Here is a 21,058-nt window from a genome sequence, read left to right as displayed (position 1 = left end):
ACGCGGAAGCTGCACGCGCGCGACAAGCTTTTCATGAGGCAGGAACCTTCTACCGGATTTTCCCGTTAACCGGGATCGGAAGTCGAGACGAGAGCCCCAAGATGCTTGAAGCCGGCGTACCATCCGCGGTCGTGCCCTATGGCGCAGACCAGACCCTGTTCGTGGTGATTGATCGCCGCGACAAGGCGACTGAAATCCGCATCGAACGAAGCGATCTTGAAGCCACGATTGGCGAGCTTGTCGCCGGCTGCTTCAACGATCCGATCAAGGTGATCTCGTTCAACACGCTCGAGCATTGGATGAAGGACATCTCGACCGAAATCGCCGGCGAGATCAAGGCGCGCTGCGACATCGATGGCGTCCGGCTTCCCGACTATCTCAGCGACTTCGTCGAGAGCCATAGCTGACCTGACCGCGCGTCGTTCTCATTGATACGCTTCAAATCGCAGGCAACAACAAAAAAAGCGCCGCTTCCGCGGCGCCTTTCGTGTGGCAGCATTATTGTGTGAGCGTGATCTTATCGGAGAACCGCTCCATACTTTTCCGGATCGTGCTCTAGTGGTGCCAGAACAATGCCAGCAGCAGAACGATCGGCAGCGGCACGCCAAGCAGCCAAAGCAAAGCACCTCGTCCAAAACCCATGACTTTACTCCTCCACATTCATCATTGACATGACGCCAGAGACGAACAGAAGTTCCGCGCCTCGCAGCGAGGGCGAATGCGTCCAGTGCATGGTTTATCAGGCGCGCCGATACTTGCCGGCGATGACCTCGATTTCGCGGCGGCGTTCGCCGGCGAAGGTCAGGAGCTTTTCGATCGTCAGCGTATCCGTGATCCGTTTGGCGAGCCGCTCGGCGCGCGCGGCCTGATCTTCGAGATACTGGATCGTGTTCAAACGCCGCCTCCCCCGAGGACTCCAAATTGGAGCCCCGACTTGTTTGGGCACTCATGGTGCGCCAGGGCGACTAACACTCGGTTAAGCGGGGCGGCTCAAGTCAATCAATCGCGCTCTATCGCACCACGTCGAGCCGGACATTGGTGATGCCCTTGTCGACCATGCCGAGCGCCTCGGCCGCGGACGGCGAGATGTCGACCACGCGCCCGCGAACATAGGGCCCGCGATCGTTGACCCTGACGGTCACGAAGCGGCCTGAGGAGACATCGGTGACGCGCAGCTTGGTGCCGAACGGCAGGCTGGGATGCGCCGCGGTCAATTCGTTCTTGTCGAACCTCTCGCCGCTCGCGGTCTCCGTGTCCGAATAGAAGCTGGCAACGCCGTGCGAAGCGGTTTGCTTTGCGTCACGGTCGGGGACGCGTACCCGGCTGATCGGACGCGGATGCAAGGCCGCTACCCTATGGGGCCGCTGGACCGCAGCCTGCCGATTGGTGCCAAGATCGGCCTTCTGGCGGCCGACCGGCGATTGTGCGCAGGCGGCGAGCGATGCGGCACCGACGATGGCGAGCAGCAACCGGCATGAGCTTGCGAGGGAAATTCGGGCAGTTTCGGCACTTGCAATGCGAGACATGATGCGCCCTCCGAACTACCCGGAGTTTCGGCGGGCAATGAGGGCAGAACCTTGGCTGAAGGAAAGCAGGCTTAGGGCCACGACCGTTTCGCGCCGGCTGTGGCGATTCCACCACAGTGGCGTGTCCTAAGTCGAGCCAGACTCGCGAAAAACTAACCCGATACAACACGCCAGACGATCGGGCGCGTCTCCAGCTGCGCGTCGCTCGCCTCGGTGTCACCCTTCAGGAGCCGCATCAGCTCGCGCCGATAGAGCCGCCGCCAGCCGGTTTTCAGACTGGCGAGAAAGTCGAGTTCCCGTTGCGTCAGTGTGCACATCATGGACCCGATCCGGTTGCGCAGGCCGCGCCGTCAGCCGACGAGGCCGCCCATCGGCTTGACGTCAGCACTGCCGGGGAAGACCGCATCCGCCAGCACCTTCTCCTCGACACGCAGATGATCCCTGAGCAGGCCCTTCAGCACGGCGCGGAGATCGGTGGTCGGCTTGAGGTCGCGATCCTCGAACAGTTGCGCCGGCTTGAGGCCCGGCCAGTCCGCGATCACGCGGCCGCCGGCGAGCGCGCCGCCAATGAGGAAGGCGACCGTGCCCGTGCCGTGATCCGTGCCCTGCGTGCCATTGATGCGCGCGGTGCGCCCGAACTCGGTGACGACGGCGACGACCGTCTCGCCCCACACCTCGCCCATGTTGCTCTCGATCGCGGCAAACGCACCGTCGAGCGCGCCGAGCAGATTGTAGAGCTGGCCTGACGCTGCGCCTTCCGCGATGTGCGTATCCCAGCCGACGAAGCCCATCGCGCCGACGCGCGGGCCGTCGGGCTTGGCGAGATAGCGCGCGGCGGTTCCGGCGGCTTCGGCGAAGTAGGCGCGCACGCGCGCGATGCCGGGCGGCATCAATGTCGGATCGTCCGACATCGGATCGCCCGTGCCGGGCGCGCCGCCGAGCGAGGCGAGCTTCATGCGTGCCTGGAGCACGGTCGCAAGCTTTGGATCGGTGTGCTGGTAGAGATCGAGCAGGCGGTTCTGCGTGTCCTCGCTCGCCGGTAACAGTTTTTGCGGCACCCATGTCATGACGGGCGCCGAGCCGCGCACCACCAGCGGCGTCACCGAGCCGATGCCGAGCGCACGGCTGCCGCGCGGATCGACGCGCCCACCCGATTCCATCGCGAGCAGCGCGCGGTTGAGCCATCCCGATGCGGTGGCACCGGGCTTGGTGAACCCGCTCTCCAGCACGTCCTGGCCGTCGAAATGCGAGCGCTCGCGGTAGGGCGTCGCGGCGGCATGGACGATTGCGGCCTTGCCGGTCTTGTAGAGCCGGTGCAGGTTCGGCATCGCCGGGTTGAGCGCGAAGAAGGAATCGAGCGGCAGCGCCGGCGGCTTGCCGTCCAGCACTAGCGCGCGATCGCCGCGCAAGCCGACCCAATCGGGATCGCCGACCGGCGCGACCGCACCGAGACCATCGAGCGCGCCACGCAAGACGACGACGAGAAGGCGCGGATCGCGCCCTTCGGCGCGTGCGATCCGCGGCATCTGGCTCCACGCGAACAGCGCACCGGAGCCGACCAGAAGCTCGCGCCGCGTGGGCAAATGATTGACGAAGCCCATGCTCACCTCCTCTGAAAATCCGCCGACATGAACAACAATGCCAGCGCCTGCTGCCGGCTCTCGGCGCGGCCGACCGCCTGCTTCACCTCGGACGCGATCTGCGATGCGAAGACGTCCTCGATGATCCCCTGCGGATCAGCAGTGGCCGCCACGCGCTCGGCAAAATTGTTGGCGATGTCGAGCCGCCGGCCAATGCCGTCGATCCAGCTTGCCTCGTCATCCGGATAGCCCTTGGGCGCCGACGGCCGCCACAGCCCTTCGCCGAGCAGCTCCTGGCCCGCCGTGAAACGCGTGGGGTCGACGACCGTAATCCCCGTCGCGCGCACCATGCCAACGCCCCATTCGCTCGGACGCTTCAGTTTTGACGGCGACCCGCGCCACGCGTCGTCCGACGAGACCATCGTGATCGCGACCTGCTTGAGATCGCCCTCGGTGTCGCGGAACGTCTTCGCCATTTGTTCGACGAGTGGCGGAGGCGGCTCGTCGGCCACGAAATGCCGTGCGAGCTTGGTTGCGACATGGGTCGCGGTCGCCGGATGTGCAGCAAGGTCGCGCAGCACGGCGCGGCCCTGCTCGGCGTCCTCCTGCTCGTAACGCTTGCCGAGCACCGTCTGCCCGCCGGGCTCGTGGAGCCGCGGGTTGAAGGTGAATTCGCCGCCGTGCTCCGGATTGTCTCCAGGAGGAACAAGCGTCCATCCCGTTAACACATTGGCGAAGCTGATCACGTCGTCCTGAGTGTAGCCGGTCCGCACACCCAGCGTGTGCAATTCCATGATCTCACGCGCAATGTTTTCGTTGAGGCCGCGGCTGCGGTTGATGCCGGCGATCGAGTTCGCGCCCATCGAGCCCAGATTGTCGAGATAGAACAGCATCGCCGGGTGGCCTTCGACCGCCAGCAGAAGATCGACGAAGTGGCCGAGCGCATTTGCGCGAATGGCCTCGCGCTCGTAAGCACCCGACATGCTCTGGATCTTGTAGGCCGAGATGCAGAAATGATTGGACCAGAACCACACCAGCCGCTCGGCGAAGCCGATGTCGGCGGCGAGCGCGGCTTCGATGCGCAGCTTGGCTTCCTGCAAGTAGATCGGACGGCCGGGATCGGGAACGGCGTCGGCCGCCTGCTTGGCCGCCATCTCGGCAGCATCCTTCTCCTGGCCCTGTGCTGGCGCTTGCCCCTCAGTCTGCGCCTGAGCCTGGTCACCCGGAGCAGTTGGCACCGCAGCCACCTGTTGCTTCTTGGCCTGTTGCTGCGCCTGCTTGGCGCGCGCGGCTCGCCGTGCATTGGCATCGGCCACTGTGCGATAGGCCTTCGCACTGGTGGGAAGGCTGGCGGCGGCGCTCAATGCGAGCGGCCGATCGAGCTCTGCGATCAACGCGCCGCGCGGGTCGGTCCCGACAGCCGCAAGTGATCCCGGTCGCGGCCCCATCCCGAACCGATGAAGCGCCAGCACCGCTTCAGCCTTTGCAGAATTGCTCATGGCGAACGCCCAATTCTCCGAGCCACCCGACGGCAGCGCGATGTTGCCGCGTGCGGACTACGAACCGCAATGCTACAGACCGTAACACTAGAGATCGGCTTGCGCAAGCCGGGATTGAAAACGCCGCTGCACTATCTCGGTAGAACAAGCGCGCATCCGCTGCCCGGCGGACGCGCGTGAGAGGCCTAGAAATTCGGCCCGAGCGCGATCTTCGCCGCGTGCTGCTCCCAAGGCCCAGGATTCAAGATGAGCCCAGAGACTTTGCCCGCGGCGTCCCTGACGAAAGCGATCCGGGTACGATCTTCGTCGGCTGCGGTGAATTCGTTGCTTGATGTCGCCACGAACGCGGTCGCCTTGCCCTTCTCGAATTCGAGGACCGGCCAGACCCCCGTCGCTTCCGCGACGAGCTTGCCTTCCGCGACGCGAACCTGAAGCCGGACCGAATTGACACGGCGGTCGGCTCTCACGACACTGAGGTCGTTCACGCCGTCTTGCCCCTTGTGGACGAGCTTCATCTTGATCGTCGAGTTGGCTGGCCCTCGCAGCTTGGCCAGGACATCGGCGAGCGCGAGGCCTCTCAGCGGCGCGCCGTCAATTTCAGTGATGAGGTCACCCGCCGTCACACCGGCCTTGGTTGCGGGGCCGCCGCCAGGGTTCGGCTTGTTGATCCTCAGCCCCTCCTGCTCCATGGCGACGAAATTCCCGATTCCAAGCCATCCGGTTTTGCCATCGGCCAGGCCCTGCCTGTCACGCGAGCTCACCGTGGCGCCGAAGTCATAGGTTCCGGCATAATCGGCGAGCGCTTCCGGGCTCAGGGTCACCGGCGCAGCCGGCGGGACGGCGGTCGACTCGGGAATCGTCAATGCGCCATAGACGAGGTGATTGATCCCCGAATACAGCACCGCCTGGCGCCCTTTGCTGCCGGGCGTCGCCTGGACCATCTGTACGCCGATCAATTGCTCGGCCGGATCGATCCAGAAATACGTGCTCCAATGTCCAGCCCAGGAAAAGCTTCCAACCGCTCCCGGTATCCAGCTTTGGACCGGATCGGCGCGGATGGCGAAGCCAAGCCCGAAGGTTGTTCCCGCGCGGGCGCCAACCTCGTCACCTCCGAAGATGGTGACACCCGATGGCAGTGCGTTCGTCGTCATCTGCTTCACCGCATGCGGGCTGAGCACGCGCACGCCATCGAGCTCGCCGCCATTGAGCAGCATCTGGCAAAAGCGGAGATAGTCGGGCGCGGTCGATACGAGTCCGCCGTCGCCGGAAAACAACTTTGGCGGCGTCGTGACATCCCAGATCGGCGGCCGTTCCGGCATGGGAGAATCGACGAGCCGATCGAGCTTCTCCTTCGGTACAAAGAAGCCGGTGTCGACCATATGCAGCGGCCCAAAGATGCGGCTCTCCAGGAACTGATCGAAGGGCTGACCGGACGCCACTTCAACGACCCGGCTCAGCACTTCGGCGCTCCAGCCATATTCATGGACCTCGCCGGGCTCGTGCGCGAGCGGCAGGCGGGCCAGGCTCGACACGAATTCCGCCAACGTCGTGTCGCGTCTCCGCACGGCCCTCAAGCCGTAGAGCCCATGGATCGTCCGGATCCCGAAGTCGGCGCTTGCGTCGGCAAGGCCCCGTTCCGGGTAGGCAAAATCGAGCTCCGGATAGATCAGGCCAGACGTATGGCGCAACAGATCGCGAACCATCATCGCACGTTTTGCTGGTTTTGGCAGACCGAGCCCGTACTCCATTTCGCCTGTCGCCGGGTCCGCCTTCTGGAAAGCGACCCGCATGTTCGCAAGCTCCGGCAGATATTGCGAGACGGGCGCGTCGAGGTCGAGCTTGCCCTCATCCACCAGAATCATGACGGCGACACTGGCCACCGGCTTGGACATCGAGGCGATCCAGAAGATGGAATTCGTCTTCATCGGGACGGTCTTGGCGCGGTCCTGAAATCCGATGGCCTGCAAATAGGCGAGCTTGCCGCCCTTCGCGATGGCGACGACGGCGCCGGGCAAAAGGCCGTCCGACGGCGAGAAAGAATCGAAGCGCGCCTGATACCACGGCGCGATCCGCGCCAGACGCGAGGCCGAGAATCCCAGGCTTTTCGCATCGCCCGGCGTCGCGAGGTCATCGGCGAACGCGGTCCCCAACAGGCACAGCCCAACTGGAATCGCCCACATCGATGCGACGAGTCTCATTCCGCAGTCTCCGCAGAAGCACAACAAATCTGAGCAGGCACTCCTGCGGCAGATGTGAACCGCTAGAAATTGGGTCCGAGCGCGATCTTCGTGATCGTGCCGTTCCTGACGCCGATGCGCCATTCCGCCGAGCCGTTGGCGAACTGGGCGACATAGATGTCGCTGTCGAGCGCGGTGACGCCACGGAACGAAACCGCGCGCAATGCGCCGAGCCTCGCCAGGATCGCCTGGTCGAACGGAAGCTGCTGACGCGTGATGTCGGCCACCTCCGACGTCATGCGCTCGTAGTCCGGCTGGCCCTTGCCGACGCCTTCGATATAGCGGCGCAGCATCTCCTCGCCATTGGCGATCGGAACGGCGCGGCGCGCCGCGCGCCCCGGCCGCGCGCCGATGTTCGACGCTTCGACATTGTGGAAGCGGGTCTGCCGCCCCGGCAGCAGGACCTCGAGGCACCGCCCAGACTTGTCGGCAATCACCCAGGGATTGTTCACGGTGGTCGTGGACGCCCAGGACACGTTGGGCCTGACGGTGCTCTGCATCCTGCGATTGCCATCGGCGTCGAGATTGAAGACCTGGATGTCGTCGCCCATCTCGTTATAGACCATGATCCTGATCGGCGAGGTGCCGGCGCGGCCGCGCACGCTCGCCTCCTCCGAACAGGAGACGATGCCGCCGAGTTCGTCATTGCCGTCGGCCCGGAACAGCACGTCGCCGGCCTTGCCGTCGGGCTCGATCATCAGGCGGAATTCTGCCGTGCCGTTCTCGAACTTCGCGCCATAGATGTCATAGCCGCCGGGGCCGACGCCGCGGAAGAAGATCGATTCCACCACGCCGAGCGCCTGGAACGCCTCGCGCATTTCATTGAGCTGCCGGTGGACCTTGGCCGCGAGCGGCGCGCTCATGCGATCGTAGTTCGGCGTTCCGGCGCGCAGGTCTTCGATCCCGCGCAAGATCATCTCCTTGCCGCCCGCGACTGGGACCTGCTCCCTGAACCTGTCAGGAACTTCCGCAAGGCGGCGCGTGAAGTCCGCCTCGACCGCCTGCGCCACCGCCGCATCGACGCGAGGCGCGAGGCGCGCGCCGAACATCGCGCTCTGGACCAGCACGCGTGCGACCTTTGACTGCTCGTCGCGCAGGAAGATCAAGAGATGGTCGCCGCGGAAGGAGAAGGCGTCGGCGCCCTCGGCGAGGACCTGCGTTGCGCCCTGTCCCGTCTCACGCAACCAGAGACGATCGCCGTCACGCCGCAGGGTGAGCACGCGGTTCGGCGCGATTCTGTACCAGCCGACATATTGATCGAGCGACGCGGGGTCGACGGCCGCCGTCGGCATCTCGGCGACGCGAACCGCGCGGATATCGCGGCCGTTCATGCGCAGCGTCAGCTCAGAGGAGCGGCGCTCCGCATCGAGCGGGAACGTGATCTCGCCGGACGAGGCCGCGTAGGCCGCGGTGCCGTCACTGCCAACCGTCAGGCGCAGCCTGCGCTGTCCGGTGAGCTGGCCGTAGAGGTCGTCGCCCTCGCGGAAGATGGCGAACACCGAGGCAGGACCCATGGCGTAGAAATTGACGAAGGGGCGGTAATGCTGGGCCGGCACCTCGCCGGTGTCCGCGGCGACGGGCACGGGATCCGGGGTGCGATAGGCGATCATGCCGGCGGACACGATCACAGCCGGAATGATCGCGGCTGCGATCCACAGCCGCTTGCGCCAGCCGACCGCGACGGGCATGGCGGCGGCCGCGATGATGCGCTCGACGCGTGCGCGCACGGTCGATACCCGCGCCATCGCGAGCTCCACCGGCCGCGGATTTTCGCTAGTTGCGACATCGAGCAGGATTTCGGCATAGGACCACCGGTCGTCGATGACTTCGATCGCCTCGGCGTCGCTGATGATTTCGGCGAGCTCGGCAAGGTGCGCGAGCTGCCACCACGAGAACGGACTGAACCAGAACACTGCACGGTTGAGCGAGGCGAGCAGCAGGACATAGAAATCGCGATTGGCGACGTGCGCGCCCTCATGCGCAAGCACCGCGAGGCGCTTCTTCGCATCCCAACCGGAGAACTGCGGCGGCACCAGAATGGTCGAGCCGAACGTGACGGGACCGCCGACCTCGCGGCTGACGCGCACGTCGGCGTCGATCAGCTGCGGGCCGCTCATCGGCCTTGCCGCGCGTGCCAGACGCCAGGTCAGGCAGAGACCGATGGCCAGCCGCAGCAGCAACGCGCCGGCGACGCCGGCATAGACGATGGTGGCGACCAGCCACCAATTGATCGATACAGCAGCTTTTGCCGGCGCCACGACAGCCGCGCCCGGCGGAATCGGCAGCGCGGGTTGCGGGGCCTCCAGCATCGAGACGTCGGCCGGCAGGAAATCATCCGGCACGGATACCGGCAGAGGCATCCGGGTGATCGTCAGCGTCGGCCAATGCATAACGAAGGGCATCGCCAGCGATGCCAGCAGCACGACGACCCACGCCGTCATGTGGACGTGCGGATTGCGCACGCGAAACAGGTTGAGACCGAACCAGACGACGCCTCCCAGCACGAAGGAGCGTAGCGCCGCCTCAGCCAGAGTTGCGATCATTCTTTCTTCACTCCCCTCGCCTTCTTCGCCTTGGCCACCTGGTCGGCCAGTGTACGCAGCTGCTGCTGGTCGAGCATCGCATTGTCCACCATGCCGACGAGGACTTCCTCCATCGAGCCGTTGCAGAACCAGTCGACGATACGCTGCACCGCCTTGGCCGCGACCCGCGCGCGCTCTTCTGCAGCGTGGTAGACATAGGTGCGTCCGTCCACGGTGTGCCGAGCGTAGCCCTTTTCTTCCAGCCGGCGCAGCACCGTGCGGACGGTCGATTCCTTCAGACGCCGCGACAGCCGCTCGCGCACGACCTCGGCCGTAACGGGACCATGGGCCCAAACCAATTGCATGACCTCGTGCTCGAGGTCGCCCAGTTCGGGCAAACGATCGTCCATGGCATCTGACCTTGCGGATTGAGTTTTCTTGTAACGCTACAGATCGTCGCATATGCGGCCGCGCCGCGCAACGGCGATTCCACCTGAAATGGTGTTGCTATGCCGTCATGCCCGGGCTTGTCCCGGGCATCCACGTTCTTCGTCCCGCGCGGCAAAGCGTGGATGGCCGGGACAAGCCCGGCCATGACGATGTGGAAGCAGTCAGTACTGCGGCTCGTACATCTGGGACTGGATCAGGCCCTTCACGTCGTTGGGAGCGGGGCCGTCGGCGAGACCGCGCTGGTAGGCGACGTCTGCCACCGCAACGGCGATGCGGGCCGAGACCTCGCGAATGCGAGGGAGCGCCGGATAGAGGCTGCCCTGCGCGAGGTCCTCCTTGCCGACGCAATCAGCGAGCGTATGGGCGGCCGCCATGAACATCTCGTCCGTCACCAGGCGCGAGCGGCTGGCGATGACGCCGAGGCCGACGCCGGGGAAGATGTAGGAGTTGTTACCCTGGCGCGGCACGAAGGTGCGGCCGTTGAGCGTCACGGGATCATAGGGACTGCCGCAGGCGAACAGTGCGCGGCCCTCGGTATAGCGGTAGGCATCCTCGGCCGAGCATTCGGCCTTCGAGGTCGGGTTGGAGAGCGCGAACACGATCGGCTGCTCGTTGAGCGCGGCCATCGCCTTGAGCACCTCGGGCGTGAAGGCGCCGCCGACCGCGGCGACACCGATGATCGCCGTCGGCTTCAGCGTCTTGATCGCGGTGAGGAAATCGGCGATCGGCGCCTGGCCGGCATGGGCATAGCGCAGCTTATGGCCAGAGAGGCCGTCACGGCCGCCGACGACGAGGCCGCGGGAATCCACCAGCCAGTTGCGCCGGAGAGCTTCCGCCTCGGAAATTCCCTCCGCCATCATGGCGGAGACGACGAGATCGGCGATGCCGGTTGCCGCCTCGCCTGCACCGAGGAACAGGATGCGCTGATCCCTGAGCTTGCCGCCATTGACGCGCAGCGCCGAGAACAGGCCGGCGAGCGCCACCGCCGCGGTGCCCTGGATGTCGTCGTTGAAGACGCAGGCCTCGTCCCGATATTTGTGCAGCAGCTTGAACGCCGAGTGATTGGCGAAATCCTCGAACTGGATCAGCACGCCCGGAAACGTCTTTCGCGCGGCCTGCATGAACTCGTCGACGAAGCTGTCATAGGCCTCGCCGGTGAGCCGCCGCTCGCGCAGGCCGAGATAATAGGGATCGTTCAAGAGCTCTTCGTTGTTGGTGCCGACGTCGAGCACGATCGGCAGGCAATGCTCGGGATGCACGCCGGCGCAGGCGGAATAGAGCGAGAGCTTTCCGACCGGGATGCCCATGCCATTGGCGCCGAGATCGCCCAGCCCGAGGATGCGTTCGCCATCGGTCACGACGATCAGCTTGGCCGGATAGGGCCAGTTCTTCAGGATCTCGGCGATCTGGCCGCGATCGCGCGATGAGATGAACATACCGCGCGGCCGCTGGAAGATCAGGCCGTATTTCTGGCAGGCGAGCCCGACCGTCGGCGTGTAGATGATCGGCTGGATCTCGTCGATATTGTCGACGACGACGCGGAAGAACAGCGCCTCGTTGCGGTCATGCAGCGCATTCAGCGCGACGTATTTTTCAAGGTCCGTCGGCAGCGTGCGCAGATTGGTCAGCACGCGCTCGACCTGGGTCTCCATCGTCAGCACGCAAGGCGGCAGCAGGCCGCGCAGGCCGAGCGCGTCGCGCTCCGCTTCCGTGAAGGCGGTGCCCTTGTTGAGCAAGGGATCGCGCAGCAGCGTCATGCCGTGAGCGGGGTCGGATGATGTCGAATGGGCGCTGACCCGAGCAGGTCTATTCACGAATTCCCCCAGGGAGTTTCTTATTGAAGGGCAAGCATTGTCGGCCAGTGCTCACCTGAGATCAAGGACGTAGAGACTCAAGGCTCGATTGTGATCTCGCACCGCAGCGAGATTTCGCGAAAAGCCGGCATTTGCGCGCGAGAAGAGGTCAACGCAGCAGGACTACTCGGGCTTGATGTCGGCGGCCTTCACGATCGGCCACCATTTCTCGGTCTCCGCCTTCTGGAATGCGCCGAGCGCCGAAGGCGATTGCTGGTCGGCAGGCGGAATCTCCTGCCCCAATTCGGCGAAACGCTGCTTGACAACGGGATCGGCAAGCACCGCGACGATGGCCGCGTTGAGCTTTGTGACGATCTCCTTCGGCGTGTTCTTCGGTGCCCAGATGCCGTGCCAGTAGGAGATGTAGAGACCGGGCAGGCCCGCCTCGTCGACGGTCGGGATATCAGGCGCGGACGCGAGCCGCGTCGGCGACGTCACTGCGAACGCCTTGATCGCGCCGTTCTTGTATTGCGGCAGCGAGTTCGAGGCCTGATCGAACATGATGTCGATCTGGCCTGCGACGAGATCGATCATGGCGGGTCCGGCGCCGCGATAAGGCACGAACTGGAAATCGGTGCCGGTCTTCTCCTTGAAGAAGACGCCTGCGACGTGCGCGCCCGTGCCGGCACCAGCCGTGCCAGCAGTCGCCTTGCCGGGGCTGGCCTTCAGCCACGCAATCATCTCTTTCAGATTGTTGGCCTCGAGCGACTTCCGGCCGACGATCAGCTGCGTTCCCATCGCGATCGTCGCGACCGGCTCGAAATCGGCGATCACATCATAGGGCAGCTTGAAGATCGCGCCGTTCAGCACATGCGTGCCCCAATGGCCGATCGTGATCATCGTGCCGTCAGGCGTCGCGCGCGCGACGCGGGCGCCCGCAATGCTGCCGGAGGCACCGGCCACGTTCTCGACCACGACGGTTGTGTGCAGCTGAGCGGCGATCCGCTCGGACAGGATCCGCGCCAGCGTGTCGGTCGGGCCGCCCGCCGCGAACGGCACCACGAGGGTGATCGGGCGCGACGGGAACGGCTGGGCGCCCGCCGGTACGGCCCACGCCGCGGATCCGATCAACGCGCAAATGACGATCACATGACCGCGTAGTCCGGCCCACAGCCCCTGCATTCCATCCACCCTTTTTCATCGCCCGCATGTTGTCAGCGGGCTGGGGCCGGAGTGAACGCTGCCGGGCGGGCAGAGGCAAGCTGGAAATTATGCCGAGCGCTAACCAGCCGCCCGCCGCGGGGCCAGATTGGCGGCGCCATCAGCCGGCGGCGCGATCTGCATCAGGATGGTCTGGACCGGGGACGCGACCTCGATGCCGTTCTGCTGGAAACGCAGCTTCATGCGGCGGTTGAATTCGCGCTGGACCGGCCAGCGGCCGGCCTCCGTGCAGCGGATCTGGCCGACGATCGACACCATGGCACCATCGACCTTGTCGATGCCCCACAGTTCGAGATCGCCGCGAATTGCCGCGCGAAACTCCGGCTCGCGGCGCATCTCCTCGACGATGTCCTTGAGGATCTGGCCGGCGCGGTCGGTGTCTTCCTTGTAGGCGACATTGACGCTGACGGATGCATTGCCGGCGCCGCGGCTGGCATTGGTGATGGTCGTCACCGCGCTGAACGGCACGATGTGTACCGCGCCGTCGCCTGCGCGCAGACGAATGGTGCGGATCGAGACGTTCTCGACCACGCCAGAGAGGCCGGAGACGCTGACGTTATCGCCGACCTGGACCGTGTTCTCCAGCAGCAGGAACAGACCGGTGATGAGATCCTGCACCAGCTTTTGCGAGCCGAAGCCGATGGCGATGCCGACGATGCCGGCGCCGGCCAGCAGCGGCGCGACGTTGACGCCGATCTCGCTCAGCGCGGTAAGGCCGACCACGGTGGCAATCAGGCAGAGCAGCGCCGTTCGCAGCATCGGCTGGAAGGTGCGCAGGCGCGCCGCGCGGGCGTAGTGCCCGTCGCGCGACAGCGTATTGATCTGGCGGTCCAGCAGCGCGTTGCTGGCTTCCCAGATGGCGGCAGCAATGAGCACAGCGATGCCGATGGTCGCCACCGCCGAAATCAGCCGGCTGCCGATCTGGCCTCCATAGAACCAGACGATGGCGTCGACGCCCCAGACTTCGAGCACGGCCACGAAGCCGATGAACGCGATCACGCTGGATACGATCTTGCGCAACAGCGGCAGATAGCGGTTGGCGCGGATCTCGAGGCCCGGAAAGCGCTGGAGGATCTCCGGCTTGATGCGGAAGCCGCGGTCGATCAGGCTCAGCGTCACCATGATGGCGACGCGCGTGATCAGCGCCACCACAACGGTGCCGACGAAATATTGCAGCAGCAGCGAATAGCCATTGCGGATGTTGAGCGCCCACACCGCCCACAGCGCGAGGTCGAGCGCGATGGCGAGATAGTGCCAGCCGCCGGCAATGCGGTTGCGCAGGCGCGCCGCGATCCCCTGCCGCTCCGCCGGCGCGCGGATGGCTTCGGCGACCTGGCGGCGGCATTGCAGGATGATGACGACGACGAAGAGATGCACGACCAGCAACACCATGCGCAGCAGCGCGGCATAGCCGGCACGATGCAGGCCGAGCAGCAGCGCCACATTGGCGAAGGCGATGCCGGAGACGCCGACGCCGACGATGCGCCGCGCCCAGATCTCGATATAGGCCGCGGTTTCTGCCCGAACCGGAACGAGGCCAAACGGCCCCGCCAGCGCGCGGACGACGCAGATGAGCCCGTGCGAGAACGCGTAGGCATTGACGACGGCGAGGATCACGAGGCGAACGGTTGCGGGATCGCCGATCTCCGTGCCGAGCAGTGCGGTTGCGACGCCGATGAAAACGAACACGGGGAGCAGCTCGAGCAGGAGACGCCCGAGCACGAAGGGCAGCCGCAGCAGCAATTGCCAGACACGTGCGAGACTGTGGCGGCGCTTGTGCAGTTCGGGCGCGGGCGTGACATCGGCGACCGATGACGGCGGATCGGCGATGGGCAGCACCTGCGCCGGCAGGCGCGCGGTTTGCGGGACGCGTCCTTCCAGGAAGGCGACCGGCCGCCGGATCGCGCGGAAGATCACCCACTCCGCCGCAATGGCGCAGCCGAGCACCAGCGCGAGCTTCCACGCGATCTCGATCAGGAGGTTGTAGGCGACGGGATCGTTGGCGGTCCGTACGATCCAGTAATAGAAGGCGGGGAAATGCGTCAGCGTCCGCGCCACGTCGGCGATCTCGCGCGAGATCTCGCCGATCTCTTCCGACACCGTGAGAAGGAGCTGTGCGCCAAGGCCGTCGGCCGAGAGCGGGATCGGCGATTTCAGCTCGGGCGCCGCGGGCACGGGCTGCTGCTGACCGGGCGCATTCGCGATCACGCGCAGCGTATCGATCATCTGCGCACGTTTTTTGTCGTCCTGGAGCGTCTCCAGCGCCCGCTTGGCTTCCTCCGACGACAGTGCGGCAGCTCTATTGGCGGCCGGCGGCTCGGCGCGAACGGTGGAAAGAGATGAGATCGCGATGAAGAGAGCGGCGAGGAACGCCGGGGCAAGCTTGTGCGACACGAGGATTCCCTGGAAAAGCGCATGCGCCGGCGGAGTCGGGACTGTCGCCGCCGAAGCACTGCGCCATGTCGTATCGACGCTATTCGCCCCGGCGCTGTGTCGGAAGTTGGCCAACGAGGCGACATTCTCTTGGCATTTGCCGCAGCGCAGGAACGGGAACCGTCGGCTCCGCGCGGCCGGACATCAACCGAGTGCGATACGCACAACAAAATCCTCCCGTCATTCCGGGAGTCGGCCCGGAATGACGGCGAGGAGGAGGAGAAAGCAGGATGTCAAAGCGCCTGTCATGGCGGCCGCATCACGGCCATCCGACACGATCGGTGTGATGCAAAATACAGCGCCGGGTAGGTAGGGGCTTTGCCTCACTGATGCAGCCCGCTAAACCTTTACCCGGCGTGCCGTTCGCGGTTTCTGCCGCTATGCGATAGTCCGAACGAGCTCCATCGCACTTAACGCGGCTGGATCTGCGGAGGTGGTGTCATAGACCTCCCCTTGCTCTTGAGGTGGACGACGCGTCGCTTGTTTGCGACCAACGGCATGCTCCTCCCGCGACATAAAACTGTCAAGCAGGATCAATGGTGCCGGTATCACATTTGAGGACGTGTTCCCTCCACCGCGATAGATTGATCGCAGTGGATCAGGGAATAAATTCCCTCCCGCCGCGTTTGTGTCAGAGAGTCCATTCGCCTTCCGCATTCCATCCATTTCCAGAAAGCAAGACATGAAAGCATTACTTTGCATCACCGCTGTCGCGGCCCTCCTGACTGGATCAGCCTTCGCGCAGACCCCTCCGCAGACCTCGACCAAGAAGGTCGACGGCACCGAGAACGTCTACGTCTTCCGCTATGGCGGTCATCAGTCGATGTTCATCGTGACGCCGCAGGGCGTGATCGCGACCGACCCGATCTCGTATTTGCGTCCGGCAAAGCCCTATATCGACGCCATCAAGGCCGTCACCGACAAGCCGATCAAATACGTCATCTACAGCCATCACCATTACGATCACATCGCCGGCGGCCAGCCCTTCAAGGATCTCGGTGCCACCTTCATTGCGCACCGGCGGACCAAGGAGCGCCTACTCGAGCTGAAGAAGCAGAATTCGCTGCTCGCCGATGTCGTGATGCCGGACCAGGTGATCGACGACAAGAAGAGCATCACGCTCGGCGGCACCACGCTGGAGCTGAACTATGTCGGCCGCAACCACTCCGACAATTCGCTGGTGATGCGGCTGCCGAAGGAGAAGATCGTCTTCGTCGTCGACTTCGCGCCGATCGAGTCCGTGCAGTTCCGCAACATTCCCGACAACGCCTCGCCGATCGAGTATATCGCCTCGCTGAAGAAGCTGGCCTCGCTCGACTGGGAGCGGATGATCCCCGGCCATCCCTATGCCGGCGGCCGCTTCGGCACCAAGAAGGACGTCGAGGACGACATCGCCTACATGGAAGATCTGTCCGCGGAAGTGAAGAAGGCCGCTGATGCCGGCAAATGCTTCGACACCGCGATGAAGGAAGTGAAGCTGCCGAAATACGAGAAATGGGCGAATTACGAGACCGCCCTTCCCGCCAATATCGAGCGCTTCTGCTACTGGTGGGGCCGCGGGTATTGAGGGTCGGCTTGCTCAGACGCGACGAGCTTCGCTCGCGCTGAGATCGTAGGGTGGGCAAAGGCGCTCTTGCGCCGTGCTCACCACCTCTCGCCGGATGAAGATTGGTGGGCACGCTTTGCTTTGCCTACCCTAGGGATTGCCGCTAGCGAACGCGCCGCCCTGTCCTCGCCGACGGCGCCTGCGCGAAATACGGATTCGTCAGACATGTCGCCGGACGCCCCTGCGCGCTTGCCTGGCACTGGGCGAACGAGGAGAAATGCAGTCCATCCGCTCGCCCTCCAACTCGCCGAAGACGTGCAGGCAGACCGGCGCATCGCCCCCATAGGTCTGGGCGCGCGCGGAACCGGCGATCAAGAGCGCGGCGAACAGGGAAACGACGACAGCAGGCTTGTACACGACAACCTCGAAATCAGAGAAACATTTCAGTCAAATCAACCGTCGACGAGCTGCCGATACAGTCAAAGTTTTGCGTCAGCCAGATTCGCGCGGCCTCGCGCCCCTCGTCACGCAGGCGGCACAAGAGGCTCCATTCGGGATGGAACTGCGTGGCCGTTCCGAGCTGCGACATCAATTGGTCGTTTCCAATCCAGTGCATGAACATGCGGCTGTGCGTGTTGCGATCGAGCTCGCCATTATCGATCAGCCGGGTCGCGAAGGCAATCGCGCGCATCTCACGCATCAGTGACGAATTGAAGCTGATCTCGTTGATGCGATGGAGAACGTCGGCGGCGCTCGCCGGCAGTTCGTCACGCCGGATCGCGGTCACCTGCACGATGATGACGTCTTGGCTACCTTTTCGATAGATCAGCGGAAAGATCGCGGGATTTCCGAGATAGCCGCCATCCCAATAATGCTCGCCGTCGATCTCGACCGCCTGGAAATATGGCGGCAGACAGGCCGAGGCGAGCACGGTCTCCGCGCTGAGCAGCGGCGTCTGGAACACCTTGATCTTGCCGGTGCGGACATTCGTGGCGTTGAGAAATAGCTGCGGTGCGTTCGGCGATGAATTGAGCCGATCGAAATCGACCACGCGTAGCAGCAACGACCGGAGCGGATTGAAGTGGAGGGGGTTGAGCAGGTTCGGCGGCACCGTGTGCGTCAGCGTGTGGATGAAAGCATGGACAGGGTGATATTCCGGCGGCAGCTTGAGGGCCTGGATCAACTGGTTGAGTGGCGAGAACAGGTCATAGACCTGATCCATCCGCGAGACCTCGTACCAGAACGCATGCAGGTTCTGCCGCGCCCCCTCGGCTCCGCCGATGGCCATGCCTGAGGCCAGCACCACCGCATTCATCGCGCCCGCGCTTGTAGCGCTGATCGCCTCGATGGCGAGCCTGCCGTCCTCGAGCACGTGGTCCAGCACGCCCCAGACGAAGGCGCCGTGCGCGCCGCCGCCCTGAAGCGCGAAGTTGACGTTCTTCTGGTTGCTGGTCTCACGGGCGGTCACTTTGCGGGCTTCCTGCCTCCCTTCCCCTCCCGCTCCAGCGCCTTGCGCACCTCGTCGAATTCGGCAAGCGAGGCCTTGTCGGCGCGGGGGAAGCGCAGGTCCAGCTTTTCGAGCGCCGCGACGATCGCCGAGCCGATCACGACGCGCGCGAACCATTTGTGGTCGGCCGGCACGACATACCAGGGCGCGTGCGACGTTGCCGTATGCCGGACGATGTCCTGATAGACCGCCTGGTAGCGCGGCCACAGCGCGCGCTCCTTGATGTCGTCCATCGAGAACTTCCACTGCTTGGCCGGTTCCTCGAGCCGCTCAAGGAAGCGCTCGCGCTGCTCCTCCTTGGATAGATTGAGGAAGAATTTCAGAACCACCGTACCGTTGCGGCTGAGGTGGCGCTCGAAGGCGGAGATGTCCTCGAACCGCTCCTTCCAGATGTTCTTGGTGACGAGCCTTTGCGGCAGCTTCTGCTTGGCAAGAATCTCCGGATGCACCCGCGTGACCAGGCACTCCTCGTAATGGGAGCGGTTGAAGATGCCGATATGGCCGCGCTCGGGCAGCGCGATCGCGTGGCGCCAGAGGAAATCGTGATCGAGCTCCTTGGTGCTCGGCGCCTTGAAAGCATGGACCTCGCAGCCCTGCGGGTTGATGCCCTCGAAGATCGCCTTGATCGCAGAATCCTTGCCGGCGGCGTCCATGGCCTGGAGCACGATCAGCACCGACCAGCGGTCCTGGGCGTAGAGCTTCTCCTGAAACTCGATCATCCGCTTCTTGTTGGCGTCGAGAATCTCCTGCGCCTTCTCCTTGTCGAGATCGCCCTTCTCGTTGGTCTTGTAATCCTTGAGGTGAAACTTGCCCGATCCGTCGTAACGGAACGGCGTGATGTAGCTGTCAAGTTCCTGGGCGAGCGATTTGGACGGCTTCTTGCTCATGAGCGCGGGGCACCTTGCGTTGCGGCTTCAATCGGTCGAGCAGGCTACCAAGGATGCCCTTGGGAAGGAATATGATGAAAAGGACCAGCAGCACGCCATAGACGAGGTTGTCCCAACCGACCGCCTTGGTGCCGAAGCCGATACGCAGGGTTTCGGCCAGCAGAATGGTGATGACAGCGCCAAAGGTCGGGCCGAGCGAGACGAACAGGCCGCCGACGATGGCCGCGAACACCATCTGGAGCGACACCGCGATGCCGCTGACGGTGTCGGGGGTGATGAACATCTGGTACTGGCAGTAGATTGCGCCGGCGAGCGCCGTCATCACCGCACTGAGCAACGTAATTTTCAGCTTCTCCGCGGTGACATCGACGCCGGCGGCGGCCGCGGCATCCTCGTCCTCCGAGATCGCCTCGAGCGCGTAGCGGGCCATGCTGCGGTCGACCCAGTGCCAGACCACGATGCCGAAAAGCCAGACCCCGAGCGCGATCAGATACCAGGTCGTCTTGTCGTCGAATTGCAGCGCCAGCAGCTTGTTGCCCGAGGCGCGATTTGGCGTATAGCCGAGCGAGCCGCCGGTATAGTCGCGCGTGGCCGTGATGACCTGGAGCACGATGCCTGACAGCGCCAGCGTCACCAGCACGAAATAATGTCCGGTGATGCGGAAGCGGAAGCAGGGGTAACCGACGATCAGCGCCAGCGCACCCGCCGCAACCATGCTGATGGGAATGCCGATCCAGGGCGACCAGCCCAGGTGATTCCACAGCAGCGCGGTGACATAGGCGCCGATCCCCATGAAGCCGCCATGGCCGAGCGAGACCAGGCCGAACCGTCCCATCATCGACCAGGACGTGTAGGCGAACGACCAGATCAGGATCAGCACCAGAATGTGCAGATGATAGGGGTCGCGATAGAGGAAGGGCAGCGCGATCAATGCTGCAAGCCCGATTGCCCACGCCACAAGCCGGCCCTGCCCCATCATCGGCGCCTCGCAAGCAGGCCCGCGGGCCGGATGAACATCATGACGATGAAGAAGGCGAAGGCGAGCACGTAGCCCCATTCGAGGTCGGAGAACAGGCCGCCGAGCGATATGATCTCGGCGAACACAAAGGCGGCGATGAAGCCGCCGATGAAATTGCCGAGCCCCCCGAGCACGCAGATCAGGAAGGTGATCGGTCCGAAGGAGAGGCCGACGAAGGGATGCACGTCATATTGCAGCACCAGCAGGCAAGCGGCGAGCCCAGCCAGCGCGCCGCCGAGCGCGGAGGTGATGAGATACATTCTCTTCGTGTCGACGCCCATCAGCGCCATGATCTGCCGATCCTGGGAGATGGCGCGGATCGCGGTGCCGGTGAAGGTGCGGGTCATGAACAGGTACACTGCGACCATGCCGACCAGCGCGGCCAGAAAGGATAGCAGCCGCGCGTAGCTGAAATTCATGTCGCCGAAGGCGAGCACCGGCAGGCGGATGCCGAGATTGCGGAAGTCGATGCCGAAGGCGACGGTGGCAAAGCTCTGGAGCACGAACAGCACCCCGCCTGTCGCAAGCAGCTGGTTGATCGGCGGCGCGGTGAGCAGCGGCGCGATCACGAGGTAGTGCAGCGCGGCGCCGAGGATCGCGACGAGCAAAATGGTGAACGGCGCTGCGATGAAGTAGCTGAGGCCGTAATACTGCACGATGAAATACATGGCGTACATGCCGATCATCACCAGCTCTGCGTAGCAGATCCAGGTCACGTCGATGACGCCAAAGATCAAGTTGAGCCCGAGCGCGAGCAGTGCCAGCACGCCGCCGAGCAGGATGCCGTTGATCACGGCCTCCAGCAGATAGATGTCGAAAATGCCCAAAAAAGCTTGCAT

General features: G+C 64.3%; 18 protein-coding genes. 2 read left to right on the top strand and 16 right to left on the bottom strand.

Annotation, left to right across the window (positions count from 1 at the left end; translation table 11 throughout):
• The first annotated feature begins 101 nt into the window (after positions 1 to 101).
• Positions 102 to 407: a hypothetical protein gene (locus AB7Z56_RS10000; RefSeq protein WP_014493104.1), complete on the top strand. Its 306-nt coding sequence runs from the start codon at positions 102 to 104 to the stop codon at positions 405 to 407.
• A gap of 332 nt (positions 408 to 739) precedes the next feature.
• Here AB7Z56_RS10000 and AB7Z56_RS09995 read toward each other — a convergent pair whose 3' ends face one another.
• The 11 genes from AB7Z56_RS09995 to AB7Z56_RS09945 form a co-directional block, all read right to left on the bottom strand.
• Positions 740 to 895 carry a hypothetical protein gene (locus tag AB7Z56_RS09995; protein ID WP_014493103.1) on the bottom strand — a complete coding sequence of 52 codons (156 nt, stop codon included), beginning with the start codon at positions 893 to 895 and terminating at the stop codon, positions 740 to 742.
• Between the two features lie 115 nt (positions 896 to 1,010).
• The gene (locus AB7Z56_RS09990; protein WP_283017471.1) at positions 1,011 to 1,526 is read right to left on the bottom strand and encodes a septal ring lytic transglycosylase RlpA family protein; all 516 of its coding nucleotides are present in this window, start codon (positions 1,524 to 1,526) and stop codon (positions 1,011 to 1,013) included.
• Between the two features lie 152 nt (positions 1,527 to 1,678).
• Positions 1,679 to 1,846 carry a hypothetical protein gene (locus tag AB7Z56_RS09985; RefSeq protein WP_166101541.1) on the bottom strand — a complete coding sequence of 56 codons (168 nt, stop codon included), beginning with the start codon at positions 1,844 to 1,846 and terminating at the stop codon, positions 1,679 to 1,681.
• 30 nt (positions 1,847 to 1,876) lie between these two features.
• The gene (locus AB7Z56_RS09980) at positions 1,877 to 3,127 is read right to left on the bottom strand and encodes a DUF1501 domain-containing protein (protein ID WP_259256473.1); all 1,251 of its coding nucleotides are present in this window, start codon (positions 3,125 to 3,127) and stop codon (positions 1,877 to 1,879) included.
• Between the two features lie 2 nt (positions 3,128 to 3,129).
• Positions 3,130 to 4,605 carry a DUF1800 domain-containing protein gene (locus AB7Z56_RS09975; protein ID WP_283017472.1) on the bottom strand — a complete coding sequence of 492 codons (1,476 nt, stop codon included), beginning with the start codon at positions 4,603 to 4,605 and terminating at the stop codon, positions 3,130 to 3,132.
• Between the two features lie 185 nt (positions 4,606 to 4,790).
• On the bottom strand, positions 4,791 to 6,803 hold the full coding sequence (locus AB7Z56_RS09970) for a serine hydrolase (protein ID WP_354233166.1): 2,013 nt from the start codon (positions 6,801 to 6,803) through the stop codon (positions 4,791 to 4,793).
• A 62-nt stretch (positions 6,804 to 6,865) separates the two neighbouring features.
• Positions 6,866 to 9,385: a M56 family metallopeptidase gene (locus AB7Z56_RS09965; RefSeq protein ID WP_354233165.1), complete on the bottom strand. Its 2,520-nt coding sequence runs from the start codon at positions 9,383 to 9,385 to the stop codon at positions 6,866 to 6,868.
• Positions 9,382 to 9,774: a BlaI/MecI/CopY family transcriptional regulator gene (locus AB7Z56_RS09960; RefSeq protein WP_014493096.1), complete on the bottom strand. Its 393-nt coding sequence runs from the start codon at positions 9,772 to 9,774 to the stop codon at positions 9,382 to 9,384. Before AB7Z56_RS09960 ends, AB7Z56_RS09965 begins: the two co-directional genes overlap by 4 nt.
• 201 nt (positions 9,775 to 9,975) lie before the next feature.
• On the bottom strand, positions 9,976 to 11,628 hold the full coding sequence (locus AB7Z56_RS09955; RefSeq protein WP_404979436.1) for an NAD-dependent malic enzyme: 1,653 nt from the start codon (positions 11,626 to 11,628) through the stop codon (positions 9,976 to 9,978).
• Positions 11,629 to 11,790: 162 nt separating this feature from the next.
• Positions 11,791 to 12,789, bottom strand: coding sequence for a tripartite tricarboxylate transporter substrate-binding protein (locus AB7Z56_RS09950; RefSeq protein WP_283017475.1), 999 nt, complete (start codon positions 12,787 to 12,789; stop codon positions 11,791 to 11,793).
• Between the two features lie 99 nt (positions 12,790 to 12,888).
• On the bottom strand, positions 12,889 to 15,222 hold the full coding sequence (locus AB7Z56_RS09945; RefSeq protein ID WP_283017476.1) for a mechanosensitive ion channel domain-containing protein: 2,334 nt from the start codon (positions 15,220 to 15,222) through the stop codon (positions 12,889 to 12,891).
• A 721-nt stretch (positions 15,223 to 15,943) separates the two neighbouring features.
• Between AB7Z56_RS09945 and AB7Z56_RS09940 the strand changes: the two genes are divergently transcribed.
• On the top strand, positions 15,944 to 16,828 hold the full coding sequence (locus AB7Z56_RS09940) for an MBL fold metallo-hydrolase (protein ID WP_283017477.1): 885 nt from the start codon (positions 15,944 to 15,946) through the stop codon (positions 16,826 to 16,828).
• Between the two features lie 142 nt (positions 16,829 to 16,970).
• Here AB7Z56_RS09940 and AB7Z56_RS09935 read toward each other — a convergent pair whose 3' ends face one another.
• From AB7Z56_RS09935 to AB7Z56_RS09915, 5 genes are all read right to left on the bottom strand, one after another.
• Complete coding sequence (locus AB7Z56_RS09935; RefSeq protein WP_283018929.1) at positions 16,971 to 17,090, bottom strand: DUF3551 domain-containing protein; 120 nt, start codon at positions 17,088 to 17,090, stop codon at positions 16,971 to 16,973.
• Between the two features lie 147 nt (positions 17,091 to 17,237).
• Entirely contained in the window at positions 17,238 to 18,275 is a 1,038-nt protein-coding gene (locus AB7Z56_RS09930) for a patatin-like phospholipase family protein (RefSeq protein WP_354095481.1), read from the bottom strand.
• Positions 18,272 to 19,201, bottom strand: coding sequence for a polyphosphate kinase 2 family protein (locus AB7Z56_RS09925; protein ID WP_283017479.1), 930 nt, complete (start codon positions 19,199 to 19,201; stop codon positions 18,272 to 18,274). The genes AB7Z56_RS09930 and AB7Z56_RS09925 overlap by 4 nt, the downstream gene beginning before the upstream one ends.
• Complete coding sequence (locus tag AB7Z56_RS09920) at positions 19,161 to 20,180, bottom strand: branched-chain amino acid ABC transporter permease (RefSeq protein WP_247303890.1); 1,020 nt, start codon at positions 20,178 to 20,180, stop codon at positions 19,161 to 19,163. The genes AB7Z56_RS09925 and AB7Z56_RS09920 overlap by 41 nt, the downstream gene beginning before the upstream one ends.
• The gene (locus AB7Z56_RS09915; RefSeq protein ID WP_063981643.1) at positions 20,177 to 21,058 is read right to left on the bottom strand and encodes a branched-chain amino acid ABC transporter permease; all 882 of its coding nucleotides are present in this window, start codon (positions 21,056 to 21,058) and stop codon (positions 20,177 to 20,179) included. Before AB7Z56_RS09915 ends, AB7Z56_RS09920 begins: the two co-directional genes overlap by 4 nt.

Source organism: Bradyrhizobium sp. 482_C4_N1_8 (assembly GCF_052075965.1).
Lineage (GTDB): Bacteria > Pseudomonadota > Alphaproteobacteria > Rhizobiales > Xanthobacteraceae > Bradyrhizobium > Bradyrhizobium barranii.
Note: the sequence above shows the minus strand (reverse complement) of the source record. Positions and strands in the feature narration are given on the sequence as shown.

Excerpts from the sequence above, each read along its gene's own strand:
- AB7Z56_RS10000 (WP_014493104.1), top strand. The coding sequence starts at position 102 with ATGCTTGAAGCCGGCGTACCATCCGCGGTCGTGCCCTATGGCGCAGAC.
- AB7Z56_RS09920 (WP_247303890.1), bottom strand. The coding sequence starts at position 20,180 with ATGATGGGGCAGGGCCGGCTTGTGGCGTGGGCAATCGGGCTTGCAGCA.
- AB7Z56_RS09925 (WP_283017479.1), bottom strand. The coding sequence starts at position 19,201 with ATGAGCAAGAAGCCGTCCAAATCGCTCGCCCAGGAACTTGACAGCTAC.
- AB7Z56_RS09960 (WP_014493096.1), bottom strand. The coding sequence starts at position 9,774 with ATGGACGATCGTTTGCCCGAACTGGGCGACCTCGAGCACGAGGTCATG.
- AB7Z56_RS09970 (WP_354233166.1), bottom strand. The coding sequence starts at position 6,803 with ATGAGACTCGTCGCATCGATGTGGGCGATTCCAGTTGGGCTGTGCCTG.
- AB7Z56_RS09990 (WP_283017471.1), bottom strand. The coding sequence starts at position 1,526 with ATGTCTCGCATTGCAAGTGCCGAAACTGCCCGAATTTCCCTCGCAAGC.
- AB7Z56_RS09980 (WP_259256473.1), bottom strand. The coding sequence starts at position 3,127 with ATGGGCTTCGTCAATCATTTGCCCACGCGGCGCGAGCTTCTGGTCGGC.
- AB7Z56_RS09965 (WP_354233165.1), bottom strand. The coding sequence starts at position 9,385 with ATGATCGCAACTCTGGCTGAGGCGGCGCTACGCTCCTTCGTGCTGGGA.
- AB7Z56_RS09975 (WP_283017472.1), bottom strand. The coding sequence starts at position 4,605 with ATGAGCAATTCTGCAAAGGCTGAAGCGGTGCTGGCGCTTCATCGGTTC.
- AB7Z56_RS09940 (WP_283017477.1), top strand. The coding sequence starts at position 15,944 with ATGAAAGCATTACTTTGCATCACCGCTGTCGCGGCCCTCCTGACTGGA.
- AB7Z56_RS09915 (WP_063981643.1), bottom strand. The coding sequence starts at position 21,058 with ATGCAAGCTTTTTTGGGCATTTTCGACATCTATCTGCTGGAGGCCGTG.
- AB7Z56_RS09950 (WP_283017475.1), bottom strand. The coding sequence starts at position 12,789 with ATGCAGGGGCTGTGGGCCGGACTACGCGGTCATGTGATCGTCATTTGC.
- AB7Z56_RS09985 (WP_166101541.1), bottom strand. The coding sequence starts at position 1,846 with ATGATGTGCACACTGACGCAACGGGAACTCGACTTTCTCGCCAGTCTG.